This window comes from Thalassotalea sp. 1_MG-2023 (genome assembly GCF_030546745.1).
In the GTDB taxonomy this organism is placed as follows: Bacteria; Pseudomonadota; Gammaproteobacteria; order Enterobacterales; family Alteromonadaceae; genus Thalassotalea_C.
This window is the reverse complement of sequence record NZ_JAUOPD010000005.1, coordinates 134,313-152,278: the sequence shown is the minus strand read 5'-3', so window position 1 is coordinate 152,278 and position 17,966 is coordinate 134,313. Positions and strand designations below refer to the sequence as shown.

Below are 17,966 nucleotides of genomic sequence, written 5' to 3'. Positions count from 1 at the left end.
GTATTTATAGGTAGTGTTAAGTGCGTCTTTCTATTTCTAATTTTCTGTTCTGTAAAGATAAAAAAACATTTTCTGCACTCGTTTTTCTTGCCGCAATTTTTCCAACTTTTTTACATGCTTCAACACAAATAAATCAACATGGTACACCGCTTTCTGTTCAGCACTTAAAGCCTGCTCAAGGTTTATCACAAAATTATGTTTTTGACATGGTGCAAGATAAAGATGGCTTTATTTGGGTTGGTACGGATGATGGCTTAAATAAATACGACGGTAAAACCTTTAAACAATATCGTTTTAATGCTCTTGATGCCCAATCTCTCGCTGGAAATAGCATACGTAACTTATTAATTGATTCAAATAATAACTTATGGATAGGGACGGATAACGGCGTTAGTATTTATAATGCTGAATTAGATAATTTCAGTACATTTCGCGCAGAACAAGGTAATGATAATACGCTGACCGATAATTTTGTATGGCAAATATATGAAGATGCAAACCACGACATTTGGGTTGCAACCGAAAATGCACTACATCGCTTTAACAAAGAAGAACAATCATTTACACATATTAAAGTCAGAAAAATCTCCGATAACACCTTGTTAAATTTCAGTGCGATAAGAACCTTCTTTCAAGATGAGAAAGGTAATTATTGGATCAGCAATTACGATGGCGACTTTTACATTCTAACGCCGAACTTAACACCAGATACTGTATTAACCAACCAAATAGCTGACACACTAGCAGCAGACAACACCTTTAAAATTCGTCAAATTGAATACCACCAACGTAAAAACCATTATTGGATTGCGGTCGATAATAGTATTGTCATTCTTGACAGTAATTATAACCTTTACCGACAATACGACTTAAACCAAACCGATAACGCAGCAGTTGAAATTAGAAGCTTTGGCAAGCTTAACGATGCACTCTACTGGATTGGCACCAATAACGGCCTGTACTCGATTAACCCGTTAGAAGACAAAGCGTTTAAACATCAATTTTCAAACATTACACCACACGCCTTTAATACCAATATTATTAAAGTGTTTATCGATAATGAAAAACACATTTGGATCGGCAGTTTTAATGGTTTAATGAAAGCCAACTACTCATCATTGTTAATTACCCATAGTAAAAACTTAGCAACTCCAATTGTTGAGAACATTGAAAATATAACGGCGCTTAAAGAAGATATCTTGTTTTCTAAAGATGGTGAACTGGCGCTCTTCGATACACACACAAACACCCATAAAGACATTTCACTTACACACCCAGTTGATCAAATATTCCAGACGAGCACAGACACCTACATTGTTTCAATGCAAAATGAGCTTTTTCAATTTAACAGCGAAACTTTAATCCCTGAAGAAATTCAGCCATGGAAAACATCTAAACGACATCAGCTAGGTATTAATCTCATTGGCCTACAAAACAAAATTTGGTATATAGAAGACTCTGGAAGTCTATCCTCTTTTGATTTATTGGATTATTCCACACAGTCTCATTTAAATAATAAGAAATTTTTAAACTTATCGGCCACTAAAGATGGTAACTTGTTGCTAATTTCTACAAAAAAAGAACTTTTATATTACCAAATTGGCTCAAATTCAGTTAAAGAGTTTACCCTTAAGAATAAGCATAACTTCATTTTTGAAGACATTATTACGATTAAAGATACGACAAAATTTTTAATTCTTGGCTCAAATTCACAAGGCGCACTAGTTGTGAATAAAGCTAATAGTCAAGGCACTTGGTTTAACGAAACATCTGGATTACTCAATAATTATATTAACGGTATAGTACTAGATAGTAACGGTAACGCCTGGTTAAGTAGTAATAAAGGGTTTAGTTTTATTAATCTACAAACATTAAAAGTTAGAAATTTTTATAAAGATTATAACCTTGAAAATAATGAAAATTATGCCCATAGCTCAACGATAGACGCAAATGGCAATATTTACTTTGGCGGAAATAACGGTTTCAATTGGTTCACACCAGAAAAGTTACTCGCTTTTACTTTTGAAATATCTCCGCCTGTCCTTACTTCCTTACTGATCGCTAATAAAGAAGTACCGGTAACGTCAACACCAACTAAAGGGCAGTTTACCTTATCAGCTCAGCTTAATACCCTAAAAGAGATCACCTTAGCGCATGTTCATTCCCCTTTTAGTATTGAATTTATATCACCAAACGCTAGTTTACCCGAGCAACTTGTTTACCAATACCGCTTAATTGGGGTCGATGAAAATTGGCTAACGACGACAGCTGAAAACCTACGAGCAACGTATACAAATTTAAGTGCCGGCAATTATACCTTTGAAGTTCAAGCATATGACCGCTACTCGCCAACAACCTTTACTGCTAACAATTTATCGATAAAAATACTGCCCCCCTGGTGGTTATCGAGTAGCGCTATACTGGTTTATAGTTTAGTCGTTCTATTGGCGTTGTCTTATTTATTGCAACAATTTAGGCATAAAAGAATTTATCACTTACAAATAAAAGAAAGTGAAGAGCGCCTTAAACTATCACTGTGGGGTAGTGGCGATGAAATGTGGGACTGGAACATTAAGAACGGTAAAATTTATCGTTCTAATATCTGGGGCACGCTTGAATTCCCACAAGATGGTAAACGTAACTTAGGTAATAACGGTGATAATGAAACCAATGTAAATAAAGGCGATATCACACGGATTACTAAAGCGTTACAAGACCACTTTGACGAAAAAACAGAACATTTCGAAGCAACTTATCGTGTTAAGAACAAACAAGGTAATTGGATTTGGATTTTAGATCGCGGCAAGATTGTTGAACGCGATGAAAAAAATAATCCTGTTCGTATGACAGGAACTTTAAAAGATATCAGCCAAATAAAGAAGGCTGATGAGCGCTTAAAGTTATTTGCAAAATGTTTTGAAAATATCTCAGACGCTGTGGTCATTTACGATCGTCAATTTTTTGTTGTCGATATCAATAAAGCTTTCCAACGAATTACCGGTAAAACTAAAAAGCAAATGATTGGCGAACCATTAACCTTCAGGCAATACCCGGACAGTTTCGCGAATACGGTAAAACAACATTTGTTAACCAAAGGCAGTTGGCACGGTGAAATAGAAAGTAAACGTGATGACGGTATGCTTTACCTTACCGACTTAAATATTGACATTATTCGTGATGAAAATAGCAGTATTTCACACTTTGTCGGGGTTTTTTCAGACATTACCAAGCGCAAAGAAACCGAAGCAGAATTACGAAAACTGGCAAACAGCGACACACTAACCGGTTTACCCAACCGTTCTTATTTTCAAGCAAACCAAACCCGACTAGTGAAAAACAAAGTACCTCATGCATTGCTTGTTTTTGATTTAGATAACTTCAAAAAAGTAAACGACTCAATGGGCCATGAGGTTGGCGATGTGTTGTTATGTAAAGTCGCTGAACGTATAAGAACCGTTGGTAGAACACAAGATACTGTTTATCGATTAGGGGGAGATGAATTTAGTATCATCGTTGAAAATACTAACGATATCCATACGATCACGACCATCGCCAAAGATATTCTACGCACCATTGCACAGCCTTTAAGATTAAAAAATCACGAGATTGTACTTTATTCTAGTATTGGTATTGTACTTTATCCTGAAGATGGTGCTACTCCGCAAGAATTACTTAAAAATGCTGACACCGCGATGTATCACGCCAAAAATGCTGGTGGTAATCGTTATAAGTTCTTTAATAGCTCCATGAATGAACAAGCAGTGAAACGATTACAGATCGAAGGGCTTATTCGACATGGCTTAAAGGAAGATTTTTTCTCTGTGTTTTATCAACCCAAAATTGAAATTACAACGGGTAAAATAGCAGGTATGGAAGCGCTGGTTCGATTTGAAACACCTTCCAAAGGCATTATTAGTCCATTAACTTTTATTCCGGTTTCCGAAGAAACAGGCCAAATCATAGACATCGGTGAAGTAGTTTTACGTAAAGCGTGTTATGCAACCAAAGTGTGGATTGACTCTGGCTTATTCGACGGACGTATAGCAGTAAACTTATCCGCAGTACAATTTACCCAACCTAATTTAGTTGGCATGATTGCAGAAATACTCGCTGAAACAGGCTTACCGGCAAAGCACTTAGAACTAGAAATTACCGAAGGTACGGTAATGGACTCCCCTCAACAAGCAATTGATACTATGTTGCAAATTCGAGCAATGGGCATACATTTATCACTAGATGATTTTGGTACAGGTTATTCATCATTGGCGTATTTAAAGAAATTCCCATTAAACACTTTAAAAATAGATAAAGCCTTTGTCGATGATATAGAGCAATCAGAGCAAGGTCGAAATATGGTAGCTACCATAGTTACCATCGCTCACAACCTTGGCTTACAAGTGGTTGCTGAGGGTGTAGAAACCAACCAACAATTAAGTTTCTTGTCCGGTTTACGCTGTGAGCAACTGCAAGGTTATTTGTACAGTAAGCCATTAGCAACGGAGGATTTCCGCCGCTATTTAGTTTCCCATCAAATCACTGACAAATCTACGTCGTTTAACCGTTCTTAACTCTACCTATCGTATTTTTAGCTGTCAGAATTATGACGGCTAAAAATACACAATAATTTCGATTCTCTCTGTCCCTTAATTTATATGGGTATAGCACATATTTTCAATATTGGCACATTAATCGCTTATTCCTAGTTGCGTTTACAACAATAACCAATAAAGGAAAATAAAAATGCTAAGTTCAATCATCTTATCTTTGGTAGTTAATACATCTCCGGCTCCAGTAGTTGATCAAGATTCATTAACCATTGAACAAGTAGGTAGAAAAGTAAGTACTGTTAGAATCAGTAAAGATTTTTCTGTTGAAAAAACTGGTCGAAAAGTAAGTACTGTTCGAATTAGTAATGACTTCACTGTTGAAAAAACAGGCCGCAAAGTAAGCACGGTTCGAATTAATAATGACTTTGCTGTAGAAAAAACAGGCCGAAAAGTAAGTACTGTTAGAATATAAGGTGTAACTATGTTGGGATTTATTAAGAACATCTTCGCTATCGCACCGAAAGAAAATGCGATTGCAGCGAAAATTATCATTAAAGAACTACCTGCTGCTACTTCATTATAGTATGCAACATAAAAACTATCATAATCGCTACAAGGAAGTTAGCGGCTATAATTTTGTCTAACACTCTTCTACATTATTTATTAAGACTTAAGCACGCAGAATAAGTGCATTCCAACCAAATAAGCTATTCACTTTCATACGCTTTTTCATACAAAACATTGGCCAAACAAATGGACCAAACACAAAGCCAGCAAACGCCCAACGCTTTCGACCCAAGCCGCTCGTAAAAGCCTGACAATAAAAGAATATAGCTGAAAATAACGCTAATACAGGAATTAAAAACAACATAACAATTAGTTCCAATGCGACTTATAAAGATGAATTGGCGCGTATTATAGACAATTAGAGTATTTATTCAACAATTTTAGAGTATTTAAACTAATTTTTTACTATTACCCAATAACAAGCACATTACGTGTCCACAGGGTAAAAAAAAGAGGCAACCAATTGCCTCTTTCGCAACTTCTTTTGTTATTGAATCGGCAATGCTTTACCTAGGGTCGGTTGAACATTCGAGATTCTTTTGCAGGTATTTGTTGAGTTTTGATACAAGGTAGAATCTCTTTATGTGATTGTTCCAAACAAAAAAGCAATAATGTCGTAAAAAAACCAACAAACGCTGTCCAAAGGGTTCGGCAATAAACGTTTGACTCGTTGTTGAGTAGTATTAGCGTAGAATGACTAAGCTAAATACTACTCGCCGCGATTAAAACACGTTTATCTAAAACAAAATTTAACCGCGAAAGCTCAACAGGCTCTAGTATTTATAAAACGTTCCACCTTGGTTGGCCATATTTACCAATGACTCACTCGGTGCATATCTATCACCATATAACGCTTTAAATTGATTTAGCTGGGTCACAACCTTGTCAATACCTAATGTGTCCATATAGCGGAAAGGCCCACCTAAAAATGGTGGAAAACCTATGCCAAATATAGTGCCAATATCACCATCTCGCGCGTTTCGGATTATCCCTTCCGCTAAACATTCGGCTGCTTCATTTAACATCATAAAGAGACAACGATTAGCAATTTCTTCCGAGGCTAACTTACCTTGTGGTGAAATGTTAAGTAGTTGATAAACACTCTGATCAACTTCTTTCTTCTTAACATCATAACGATAGAAGCCCTTTTTCGCCTTCTTCCCTAATCGACCATCATCAATTAACTTATCAAAGGCTTCTGGTGGCGCAAATCGTTCGCCTAGTTCTGCTTGTAAAATAGGGCCAATTTTAGCGCCAACATCAATACCTACTTCATCGAGTAATTGCATTGGGCCAACTGGAAACCCTGCATTTACTAACGCACGGTCTAATTTATCAATTGGCTCACCCGCTAATAATAAAATCGCCGCTTCATTCATATAGGGTGCTAAAATGCGATTAACATAAAACCCTGCTTTATCTTTAACAACAATTGGCGTTTTACCTTGTTTTTTTGCAAGGGCTACTGTTGTTGAAATGACTTGTTCAGACGTACCTTCATGGGGAATAATTTCAGCCAGCGGCATTTTATCCACTGGTGAAAAATAATGTAAGCCGATAACGTTTTCTGCACGCGTTGCTTTTGCTGCAATCTGCCCAATAGGTAAACTTGAAGTATTACTCGCAAAAATAGTTGACGTAGCACAATGCTGTTCAATGTCTTGCACCATGCTTTGCTTTAACGCAAGATCTTCAAAAACCGCTTCAATAACAACATCCACATCATGAAAACCTGAATAATCCGTCGTGCCAGTCATCATTGACATTTGTTTTTGCATTTCGCTTTTACGCATAAAGCGGCGTTTCACTTTTTTATTTAATAAGTCATAACCATATTTGAATGCGTTTTTCAGTCCTTGATCACCAATGTCTTTAATACGTACCGGCAACTTAGCTTTCGTTGCAGTAACAAAGGCAATTCCGCCCCCCATAAGGCCACCACCAAGAACAGCTACTTTCTTTATGGTACTTGGCTCTACTCCAGCGACACCTTGCTCTTTTTTCATCTCAGTAGTCGCAAAAAATATTTGTCGTAATTGATACGACTCAGGCGTCATTACTAATTCGCCGAACAGATCAGCCTCTAATTGAAACCCTTTCGCTGGAGATTGTTCTACTCCCATCTTAACGCACTTTATAATGCTTAATGGCGCTGGGTAATTACCTTTCGTTTTTTTATTAACCGTTTTACTAGCTTGATCAAATAGCACTTTACGGCCAAACGGTGTTTTCTCAAGCGCCTTACCAACTAGGTTTAATTTTACTGGCTTGTAATGATTTTTGCCCGCTTTTACTTTGCCAGACAATACCAATTTTTCTGCAACGTCAATTAACACTGTATTTGGTACTACGTCATCAACTAATCCTGCTTTTAGCGCTTGTTTCGCACGTAATTGTTTACCGGTTAGCATCATATCTAACGCTTTTTGAATACCAACTAGCTTAGGCAGTCTTTGTGTACCACCACTTCCTGGTAACAACCCTAACTGCACCTCAGGTAAACCCAGCGCTGTTTTAGGGCTATCTGAACAAACTCTTGCATGACATGCCATTGCGAGTTCTAAGCCACCACCTAAGCAAGCGCCATTAATTGCTGCTACCACAGGAATGTCTAGAGAAGCCAACTGATCAAAAATCATTTGTCCTTGTCTAGATAGCGTGGTCGCTTCTTCTGCTGTTGTACAACTTGCTAACATATTTATATCAGCGCCAGCAACAAACGAATCTTTTTTGCCACTACAAAGTACTACCCCAAGCAAAGAGGTATTCGCTTTAATTTCTTGTAAGATTGTCGCGATTTCGTCTGCAAATGCTGACTTTAATGTGTTCATCGACTCATCAGGCACATCCATCACTAAATGGGCAACATTATTGTCTTGAATCGATAAAGTAAACGTTGTTGTATCTGTCATTATTCTGTCTCCAACACCATTGCTGCACCTAAACCGCCTGCAGCACAAGCGGTTGTCAAACCAACGCCACCACCTCTGCGGCGTAACTCGTTAAGCACCTGAGTAATTAATCGGGTTCCTGTCGCCGCAAAAGGATGTCCGTATGCCAATGAACCGCCCATAACATTAAAAATGTCCATATCAATTTCACCAATTGCTTTGTCACGACCTAAATGCGTTTGTGCGAATTTCTTACTACCGAACATTTTAACATTCGCTAATGCTTGCGCCGCAAAAGCTTCATGCATTTCTATCAAATCTAAATCTTTTAATTCCATGCCTGCGCGTTTAAGTGCGATAGGTGTTGCAAAGCTTGGTCCCATCAGCATATCTTCCCACACATCGATGGCAGCAAAACCGAAGCTACGAATATAACCCAATGGCTCATAACCAAGTTCTTTTGCACGACCTTCTCGCATTAATAAAATAGCCGATGCACCATCGGTCAATGCTGTACTGTTGGCTGCGGTAACCGTACCGTGTTTGCGATCAAACACGGGGCGTAATTTCGCATAACTGGCTAAATCTGAGTTTTCTCGAATACAGTTATCTTTATCAATAAAATGTTTATATGGTTCAACATGTGCAGTCATTACTTCATCAGCAAGCTTACCGTCATTCCAAGATTGCGTGGCTAATACATGAGAACGATGAGCTAAAGCATCTTGTTCTTCACGGGTAATACCATGGGTTTTTGCCATTTGTTCAGCCGTTTGCCCCATTGAAAGGCCGGTTGAATACTCTGCAACCGCTGGCGGTACTGGCAACAAATCTTTGAAACTAAGCGTTTTGAGCAAAGATAACTTTTGTCCTAATGTTTTTGTTTTACTTAAATCGAGCAACGTTCTAGCGAATTTTTTTGATACACCAATCGGCGCAACAGATGAAGAGTCAGCCCCGCCGGCAACACCTATATCAACAATGCCAGAAAGTATTGACTCAGCAACATTAACTGTAGACTGAAAACTTGTCGCACAAGCACGCGATACACTGTAAGCATCAGTATGTACATTCATACCAGTGCCAAGCACAATTTCACGCGCAATATTAGGTGCTTCTGGCATTTGAACCACTTGGCCAAAAACCAGTTGATCGATAAGTTTAGGATCAATTTCAGTTTTATTGATTAATTCATTAACCACGATTTTTCCAAGATCTAACGCAGGAATACCGTGAAAAGCAGTTGCTTGTTTCGCGAAAGGTGTTCTCAAACCAGCAACAACGGCAATACGTTCGCCTGAAGCTGTTTTTAATGATAATGACATGATGTTTCCTTATTGCAAAGAGGTCTGACCTCTTTATTTTTCAATTCATTCTAACGACATTTACAAGGAATTCAACTCACTATATAGGCTAGTTAACGCATTTATAATATCAAGTTAGTGAGCGACTACCCCACAAGTATATGAAATTCTGAGAATTATGCTAAAATCATCTAGATAAAAAATCGTTACAATTTTGTAGTAGCTCTTGTTTTTGGATTAGGGAACCATATATCAAAACAAGAGTCTGAAATCTTCAGTAAAAATTCATTAACGAAAAAAGAACAATTATCATGGCTATTGAGTATTTTTCATCGCTTAAAGAACATTTATCCGCACAAATTGTTGGACAAGAAGCATTAGTTGAAAACCTGTTAATTGCCTTATTGGCAAACGGACATTTAATCGTTGAAGGGCCTCCTGGGCTAGCAAAAACACGCGCAGTAAATGCCTTAGCACAAGGCGTTGAAGCAGACTTTCACCGCATTCAATTTACGCCAGATTTATTACCCGCTGATTTAACCGGTACAGATATTTATCGCCCTGAAGATGGCAGTTTTGTTTTTCAATCGGGTCCTTTATTTAGAAACTTAGTATTGGCTGATGAAATTAACCGAGCGCCTGCAAAAGTTCAATCAGCCTTGTTAGAAGCCATGGCTGAAGGCCAAATTACCGTTGGTAAAAACACTTACAAACTGCCAGATTTATTTCTCGTAATGGCAACTCAAAACCCTATCGAGCAAGAAGGGACCTACCCGTTACCAGAAGCACAATTGGATCGTTTTCTTATGCACTTAGAAATCGACTATCCTGATGCACAAAGTGAATTAGAAATATTAAAAATCAATCGTGGCGAAGCGTTAAATAAACCCGTAGAAAAAATCAGTCAGATTTCACAAGCAGATATTTTTGCCGCAAGAGAACAATTATTGCAAATACATATGTCTCCTGCGATTGAAACGTATATCGTCGATTTAATTATGGCAACACGCCAACCGGAAAAATACGACGACAAATTAAAACAATGGTTAGCCTATGGTGCCAGTCCTCGTGCTACCATTGCATTAGATCGTTGTGCCAGAGCACGTGCTTGGCTACACGGACGTGATTTCGTCGGCCCAGATGATGTTCAAGCTGTGGTACATAATGTATTACGTCATAGGCTTCTTCTGACTTATCAAGCTGAAGCTGAAGGTATTACGACGAATGATCTACTTGATCATATTCTTACTCAGGTAGCTGTAGGTTAATTATTGTTACATGTGGTTTAAGTCTAAAACACCAACAGCTACCTTTGACCCTAGCCAGCAATTAGCCAGTTTAATGGCTAACGGTGTGTCTATTACGATCAATGAGCTGTTGCAATACCAAAATAAAGCGTCGCTTATTAACCTTACGGCAAATAAAAATTTGCACGGACAATTAGCGGGTAACTATTTAGCTCGTACTAAAGGTCGTGGTATGGAGTTTGATGAAGTAAGACATTATCAAACAGGCGATGATATTCGCACCATAGATTGGCGCGTTACTGCTCGAACGGGTGAAACACACACCAAATTATTTCGTGAAGAAATAGAGCGTCCGGTAATTGTCGCAACTGATTTAAGCAGCAATATGTTGTTTGGCAGTAAGTTGTTATTCAAATCTGTTCAAGCAGCACATTTAGCCGCATTATTAGCCTGGCACACCAAACAACGCGGTGATCGTTTTGGCGGTATTGTGTTTAATGAATCTTCTCATACCGAATTGAAACCACGAAGTAGGCAGCAAGGCGTGTTGCATTACCTTCATGCCTTAACGACATGTCATCAACAATCAAGCTTACTATTAGCTGAGGATAATCCGCATGTTGAAGATAAAATCCAAGCATTCGCGCAAAACTGTTTACGGTTAAGGCAAGTATCACGCCCAGGCAGTTTAGTGTACTTTATTACCGATGGTCATCACACATCTGATGAGGCCATACGGCATTTAGCAAATATTAATCGCCATTGTGAATTAGTCGTTTGCTTGATATCTGATCCACTTGAGCACCAACTACCTTCGGTAAAAACGAAAGTTAATGTCAGTATTACTGACGGCCAGCATAAACAACAGCTGACCTTAGGTGATAAAAACACAGCAGCAGAATATGCATCTCATGCTCAGTCACTGATCACGAAAAAAGAAGCCTTACTTGAAAAAGCAGGAGCCCGTTTATTGCATTTCTGTGCTGGGCAATCTTTAGAACAACAAATTAAAAACGGAGTGGCACCATGGATCCGTTAACACAACTTAAAGACATTCATCTTCCAGAACAAGTGCATCAATGGCCCATTGCTATTGGTTGGTGGCTGCTATTAACAGCGCTCATTATCTTGTTAATTATTGCCATGATTAAAATCGTGCAAAAAAGGAAACTGCTTGCTGATAAAAAACAAGCGATGAAATTACTCAACTCAACAGAAATGAGCGGAGCACAAGTCATTGCAACCTTAAAGTGGCTTTCTATTCGTTATTTTCAACGAGGTCATGTTGCAAAGCTTCATGGAAAAGCATTTGCCGATTTTTTAATTTCAGTTTTGCCAGAGAAGAAACAAGCATTAATCGCTGATAATTTCCCTGATCTTTTAATTGCGCACTATCGCAACGCAGATGACGAAGAAACATTAAATGAACTGAAGCAACAAGCGATATTATGGATTAACTGTGCATTACCTCCCAAAGCAGAGACTAAAACCATGCAATTGGAGCCTGTTCAATGATTGAATTAGCATTGCCTTGGGTATTATTAGCACTGCCTTTACCATTAATCATGTATTTTTTACCAGCGACTGCGAGTAATGAAGCAGCGCCACTGAAAATGCCGGTTTTAGTCTCTTCAAGCACACCTAAAACTTTATTAGGTAACCAGAAGAAAACACCAATCTCATTACTGGCATTATTATGGGTTTTATTAGTTATTTCAGCGAGTCAGCCACAATGGTTAGGCGAACCTGTAAATATTCCCACTGAAGGACGAGAGTTAATGGTTGCCGTTGATTTATCCGGCAGTATGCAAGTGGAAGACATGAGCTTAAATGGCACAACCGTTAATCGTCTTGAAATGTTAAAAGTACTATTAGGAGACTTTATTGATCGCAGAGTTGGTGATCGCATAGGTTTGATCTTATTTGGTGATGACGCCTATATGCAAACCCCAATGACTTTTGATAGAAAAACCGTCAAGCAGATGCTTGATGAAACCGTACTAGGTTTGGTTGGTAAGCAAACTGCAATTGGTGATGCAATCGCGCTTTCTGTAAAGCGTTTTGCCGAAAAGGCAGAATCAAATCGCGTACTACTGTTATTAACCGACGGCCAAAACACCGCTGGCAAAATATTGCCTGAACAAGCACTAGAATTAGCTGTTGCGAAAAACGTGACGATTTATTCGGTAGGTATTGGTGCTGACGTAATGATCCAACGTTCATTATTTGGTAAACGCCGCGTAAACCCATCAAGTGAGCTAGATGAAGAAACGTTAACTAAGCTTGCTGTAGATACCGGTGGTAAATACTTTCGCGCACGAAGCAGTGAAGACATGGAAGAAATTTACCAATTGCTCGATCAGCTAGAGCCTGTTGAGCAAGAACAACAACAAATGCGACCACTAACCGCTTTGTTTTATTACCCTTTAGCAATTGCTGCTATTCTCGTTTTTAGTTACATTTTATGGTTAAATATTTCAATATATCGTCCAGTAGGAAAATCAAAAAATACACAGGTAATAGGTGATAACAATGGCTGATTTTCACTTCATTCGACCTTGGTGGTTGTTAGCCACCCTAGGGTTAGTTATTACCCTTTATTTATTGAAAAAACATAACGTTAATCAATCTGGTTGGCAAAAGTTAATTCCTAAACATTTAGCAAATGTACTCATCGAAGGCAAACAAAGTGCAAAGGGGTTATCGTTAACTATTCCCTTTTTAATAGGGTTATTAGCGATTGTGGCACTTGCTGGCCCAACCTGGAAAAAATTACCCCAGCCGGTATATCAATTGGCACGTGGTTCAGTGTTAGTTATGGATATGTCGTATTCAATGTATGCAACCGATATATCCCCTAATAGGTTAACCAGAGCTCGCTACAAAGCAGTGGACTTATTAGAAAAGTTGAACGAAGGTGAAATAGGCTTGATCGCTTATGCCGGCGATGCGTTTACCATTAGTCCGTTAACAGAAGATATTAACAACATTGAATTACTGCTACCGTCTTTAAGTCCAGATCTGATGCCTGCTCTCGGTAGTAACCCATATGCAGCTTTGGCTTTAGCCAGCGATATGTTAAAAAATGCAGGTCATGTTGAAGGCGATGTCTATTGGTTTACAGATGGCATTGATCAAGAAGATGTACAAGATCTCACAAATTGGGTCAGAGAAAACCCGTATCGGTTAAATATAATGGGGATCGGAACCACAGCAGGTGCACCTATAAAGTTACCGAATGGTCAATTACTCAAAGATGACAGCGGTGCGATTGTAGTACCCAAGTTATCAGAAAACCTATTATCAACCGTTGCAGCACAAGGCAAAGGGCAATATGCACGCATGGTAAACAGTAATCAAGATATTGACACCATTGTATTACCGCCAATAAAACACGATGCAGAAAGCAACAATGAAAGTTCACAAACCGGCGATCAATGGCAAGAGTTTGGACCTTACCTTGTGTTATTAATGTTACCTTTAGTTTTGCTTTACTTCCGTCGTGGAAAATTACTTACCATAGTACCTATTTTATGCTTAATGACACCAAGCAAACCCGTTTATGCTGACTTCTGGCAGAACTTATGGCAAACAAAAGATCAACAAGCTCAAGCCTTGTACAACGCTAAAGATTATGAAAAAGCCGCTGATACTTTTGAAGATCCAATGTGGCAAGGCAGTGCACATTACCAAGCAGGTAATTATCAAGCAGCACTTGACGCATTCTCAAAGGGTAATGACGCCGACGCTTTATTTAATCAAGGAAATGCACTTGCTAAATTACAACAATTCGATGAGGCCCTTGCTGCCTACGATAAAGCGCTTGAGTTAAACCCAGAACTACAAGATGCCAAAGAAAATAAAGCGTTGGTAGAGCAATTAAAACAGCAACAAGAACAACAACAAAACCAAGATAATCAACAAAATAAAGATCAAAAAGAAGACAATAACGAACAACAAAACGATCAAAACCAACAACAAGATCAAGAAAAAAATCAGCAACAAAGTGAAGATCAACAAGAGCAAACTAAAGAACAACAGCAACAAGATGCTCAAGATCAGCAAAAAGAGCAAGAGCAAGATCCTGAACAAGAAAATCAAGCACAAGAAAAGCCTGAGCAGCAGCCAGAGCAGCAACAGGAACAACAAGCTAAGGCAGCTAAAGCCCAACAAGAACAAGAAATGGAGCAAAAGCATCAGCAACTGTTAAATAAAGTCACTGATGATCCTTACTTATTATTGCGTAATAAAATGCAGTTGGAATATCAAAAGCGTCGTCAAAATAGAACCAGCGTAGGAGCACAGAAAAAGTGGTAAAAGTTTTAACCGCCCTTTTAACGTTATTTATTACAGTAAATGCGTACGCGTTAACTGAAGTTACTGCAACTATCGACAAAAACCCAGTCATTGTTAATGAGTCATTCGTATTAACGGTAGAAGCAAATGATGATGTTGACACTAATGCCTTAGATACATCAGCTTTAATGCAAGATTTTATTGTAGGCCGTACCTCCGTTAGCTCACAGACGAGCATGGTAAATTTCAAAACAACTCGCACCACTCGTTGGACTACAGTATTAATCGCGCGAAAAGCAGGAAATTACACTATTCCTCCCTTAATAGTCGATGGCGTAACCACCAACCCAATAGACGTAAAGGTGATTAACGCAAGTGACGATAATTCTACCAAACAACAAACACTGTTTATCACGACTGATATTTCGACAAAAAATGTTTATGTTCAACAACAATTAACGTTGACCATTAAGTTACACTTCGCCGCAGAACTAAAAAGAGGCAGCCTAACTGAACCCGAACTTGAAGGCGCAAATATCACTCAGGTAGGTAAAGACAAGGAAGGTGAGACAATCATCAATGGCTTACGTTATCGCGTTATTGAACGCACCTATGCTATTAGCCCGCAAAAAAGCGGGGAATTTACGTTAAAATCACCAGTATTTTCAGGCGAAATCATGGTGCCTTCAACGCGTAGAAATAGCTTTTTAAGCTTTGCAGAAACTAAACCTGTCAGTGTCATCGGAGAAGAAATCCCCATTAACGTTAAGGCGATTCCGCCAAACTATCAAGGCACATGGTTACCTAGCGAGTTACTGTCTATTCATCAAGAGTGGCAGCCAAAAGTTACGGAGTTTAAAGTTGGCGAACCTATTACACGGGTGATCACATTAACCGCAGCAGGGCTATCAGAAGAACAATTACCAGAAATAGAAATGTCACTACCTGCAGGGTTGAAGGTATACCCAGATCAAGCAGAACTACACACTGGTATGAATAACAATCGGTTAGTCAGTCAAAAAGTACGTAACTTTGCCATCGTTGCCAATAAACCTGGAAATTACCAATTGCCCAAAATGGTTATCCCTTGGTGGAACACCGTAACCAACGAATATCAAGAAGCAGTCATTCCGGCACAAATTATTACTATAGCTGCCAATGCTGAACAACCTGAGTTTGTTTTACCCCCGAACGAAGGACAAACTACTCCAACACAAACCCCGATTGAAAAAACAATCATCGTAGAAAAAGCCTCTATACTTCAATGGGTATTTCTCGCATTGTGGTTGTTAACTTTATTAGCATGGTTGATTACGTATCAACAACAAAAAAGTACGCAAAAAACAGCGGTAAAATCTAAGGTGAATGATCACTACTTAGCGCTTTTAGCAGCCTGTAAAAAACATAATAGCGAACAAGTTTTTACCCATATTCTACCTTGGTATAACAGTTTACATCTACAATCAGTTTCTACTATTAGTCAGCTACTGGCGTCAACAAATAATCAATCGCTTATCGCTGCAATTGAAGAACTGCAACTTGCAAAATATGGACAATCACCCATTGCATGGCGGGGAGACAACCTAGCGAAGGCTATTCAACAGGTAAATAAAACCCAAAGTTCACAACAACATAATACTGGTTTTAAACTAAACCCATAAGCTTAGTTGTACATTAGCGGTCAATGTTAAAATGAGAAAGCAGCAAAGAGATGCCCTCTTACTGCTTTCTTTCGCACACAGCCCTCACAATGTCTCCTATAATTAGAGCACCACTAAACATCGTATAAATAATTTCTTATTAAGAAATTTAATTCGTTATGCTCAGGTCTATAACACCATGGCGACAAAACAAGTTAGATATGAAGCACTAGTTAAGGCATTACATAGCGATCTATATCGTTATGCTTTTTGGCTAACACATGACCGGCAAGTGTCAGAAGATTTAGTGCAAGAAACCTTTTTACGTGCATGGCGAGCTTTAGATTCATTGAAAGATGAAAAAGCAGCTAAGTCATGGTTAATTACTATTTTACGCAGAGAAAACGCAAGACGTTTCGAACGTAAAAGATTTGAGATGAGTGAATATGAAGAAGCAACAATACAAGATGTAAAATCCACTAACGCTGAACAAGAAATTGAAAATCAATGGCTAAGAGATAAGATTGCTAAAATGCCCGAAGAATATAGAGAGCCTCTGGTATTGCAAGTGATCGGCGGTTTTAGCGGTGAAGAAATCGCAACCATGCTATCTCTAAATAAAAATACCGTGATGACTCGGCTATTTCGCGCGAGAAATCAATTAAAAGATGCACTAGAAGACGAACCAATGACGCGAGGTATCCAAAATGGATGATTTGCAATTTAGACGTGAAATTTATGCAGATCCCAAATCCAAATCGCCCGACATTCAAGCGGCGAAAAATACAGATCCTGCAAAATTAAAATTTGCACAAGAAGTTGATGAACTCGATGATAAAATTTCAAATGCGTTGAATATTCCTGTGCCTGAAGACCTTTGTCAAACATTAATCTTACGTCAGTCCTTGGCAAGTCATCAGCAACAAAAACGCAAGAAGTACATTCGAGTAGCACTTGCAGCTTCTATCACTTTGGCAATTGGCTTAACGGTTAATCAATTGCAGTTTTCTCATGCCTATGACTCAGTAGGTGATTACGCCATTGCACACGTTAATCATGAAGCAAAATACTTCTCTAACGATGCAGAAGCGAATGTACCATTGGGTGCACTTAATAAAAAAATGGCATCATTTAACGGAAGCTTTACCGACTCAATGGGAGATTTGTTGATGGCAGAATTTTGCCGATTCGACGGTATAAAAAGCTTACACATGGTATTTCGGGGTAAAAACAGTCCAGTGAATGTTTTTGTAGTACCTCAAAGTAAACATTTATCCTACAAAACCGTTTTTGATAATCATCAATACAACGGCATAGTTAGCAGCACAAATGAAAGCCATATTATCGTTGTTGGAGATAAAGCAGAGCCATTAGAACAATGGCAGCTAAAATTACAAAATCAGTTACGATGGTCCGCATAACATGGCTATTTATTAATGAAAGGAAGTGAATAGTTCACACTTCCTTTCTTTTT

The 17,966-nt window shown here is 38.5% G+C and carries 13 protein-coding genes; 10 read left to right on the top strand and 3 right to left on the bottom strand.

Annotation, left to right across the window (positions count from 1 at the left end; all coding sequences use genetic code 11):
* Window positions 1-20: 20 nt before the first annotated feature.
* Both Q4489_RS05940 and Q4489_RS05935 read left to right on the top strand, forming a co-directional pair.
* A complete protein-coding gene (locus Q4489_RS05940; RefSeq protein ID WP_303478091.1) occupies window positions 21-4,568 on the top strand; it encodes an EAL domain-containing protein in 4,548 nt (1,515 codons plus the stop codon).
* A gap of 172 nt (window positions 4,569-4,740) precedes the next feature.
* Window positions 4,741-5,019, top strand: a complete 279-nt coding sequence (locus tag Q4489_RS05935; RefSeq protein WP_303478089.1) for a hypothetical protein — start codon at window positions 4,741-4,743, stop codon at window positions 5,017-5,019.
* 198 nt (window positions 5,020-5,217) lie between these two features.
* On the opposite strand, the gene Q4489_RS05930 is transcribed toward Q4489_RS05935, so the two are convergent.
* The 3 genes from Q4489_RS05930 to fadI form a co-directional block, all read right to left on the bottom strand.
* Window positions 5,218-5,418 (bottom strand): hypothetical protein, encoded by a 201-nt coding sequence (locus tag Q4489_RS05930; protein WP_303478088.1) that lies wholly within the window; start codon window positions 5,416-5,418, stop codon window positions 5,218-5,220.
* Window positions 5,419-5,887: 469 nt separating this feature from the next.
* Complete coding sequence (gene fadJ, locus Q4489_RS05925) at window positions 5,888-8,026, bottom strand: fatty acid oxidation complex subunit alpha FadJ (protein WP_303478087.1); 2,139 nt, start codon at window positions 8,024-8,026, stop codon at window positions 5,888-5,890.
* Window positions 8,026-9,330: an acetyl-CoA C-acyltransferase FadI gene (gene fadI / locus Q4489_RS05920; RefSeq protein WP_303478086.1), complete on the bottom strand. Its 1,305-nt coding sequence runs from the start codon at window positions 9,328-9,330 to the stop codon at window positions 8,026-8,028. The genes fadJ and fadI overlap by 1 nt, the downstream gene beginning before the upstream one ends.
* Window positions 9,331-9,620: 290 nt before the next feature.
* Here fadI and Q4489_RS05915 point away from each other — a divergent pair, with 290 nt between their 5' ends.
* The 8 genes from Q4489_RS05915 (at window position 9,621) to Q4489_RS05880 (ending at window position 17,913) form a co-directional block, all read left to right on the top strand.
* Window positions 9,621-10,577, top strand: coding sequence for a MoxR family ATPase (locus Q4489_RS05915; RefSeq protein WP_074500578.1), 957 nt, complete (start codon window positions 9,621-9,623; stop codon window positions 10,575-10,577).
* A gap of 10 nt (window positions 10,578-10,587) precedes the next feature.
* Window positions 10,588-11,595, top strand: coding sequence for a DUF58 domain-containing protein (locus Q4489_RS05910; RefSeq protein WP_303478085.1), 1,008 nt, complete (start codon window positions 10,588-10,590; stop codon window positions 11,593-11,595).
* Window positions 11,583-12,071 carry a DUF4381 domain-containing protein gene (locus Q4489_RS05905; protein WP_303478083.1) on the top strand — a complete coding sequence of 163 codons (489 nt, stop codon included), beginning with the start codon at window positions 11,583-11,585 and terminating at the stop codon, window positions 12,069-12,071. Before Q4489_RS05910 ends, Q4489_RS05905 begins: the two co-directional genes overlap by 13 nt.
* Window positions 12,068-13,096: a VWA domain-containing protein gene (locus Q4489_RS05900; protein WP_303478082.1), complete on the top strand. Its 1,029-nt coding sequence runs from the start codon at window positions 12,068-12,070 to the stop codon at window positions 13,094-13,096. The genes Q4489_RS05905 and Q4489_RS05900 overlap by 4 nt, the downstream gene beginning before the upstream one ends.
* A complete protein-coding gene (locus Q4489_RS05895) occupies window positions 13,089-14,873 on the top strand; it encodes a VWA domain-containing protein (protein ID WP_303478080.1) in 1,785 nt (594 codons plus the stop codon). The genes Q4489_RS05900 and Q4489_RS05895 overlap by 8 nt, the downstream gene beginning before the upstream one ends.
* Window positions 14,867-16,513 (top strand): BatD family protein, encoded by a 1,647-nt coding sequence (locus Q4489_RS05890; RefSeq protein ID WP_303478079.1) that lies wholly within the window; start codon window positions 14,867-14,869, stop codon window positions 16,511-16,513. The genes Q4489_RS05895 and Q4489_RS05890 overlap by 7 nt, the downstream gene beginning before the upstream one ends.
* A 178-nt stretch (window positions 16,514-16,691) precedes the next feature.
* Complete coding sequence (locus tag Q4489_RS05885) at window positions 16,692-17,207, top strand: sigma-70 family RNA polymerase sigma factor (RefSeq protein WP_303478077.1); 516 nt, start codon at window positions 16,692-16,694, stop codon at window positions 17,205-17,207.
* Window positions 17,200-17,913, top strand: coding sequence for a DUF3379 family protein (locus tag Q4489_RS05880; protein WP_303478075.1), 714 nt, complete (start codon window positions 17,200-17,202; stop codon window positions 17,911-17,913). The genes Q4489_RS05885 and Q4489_RS05880 overlap by 8 nt, the downstream gene beginning before the upstream one ends.
* The last annotated feature ends 53 nt before the right edge of the window (window positions 17,914-17,966 follow it).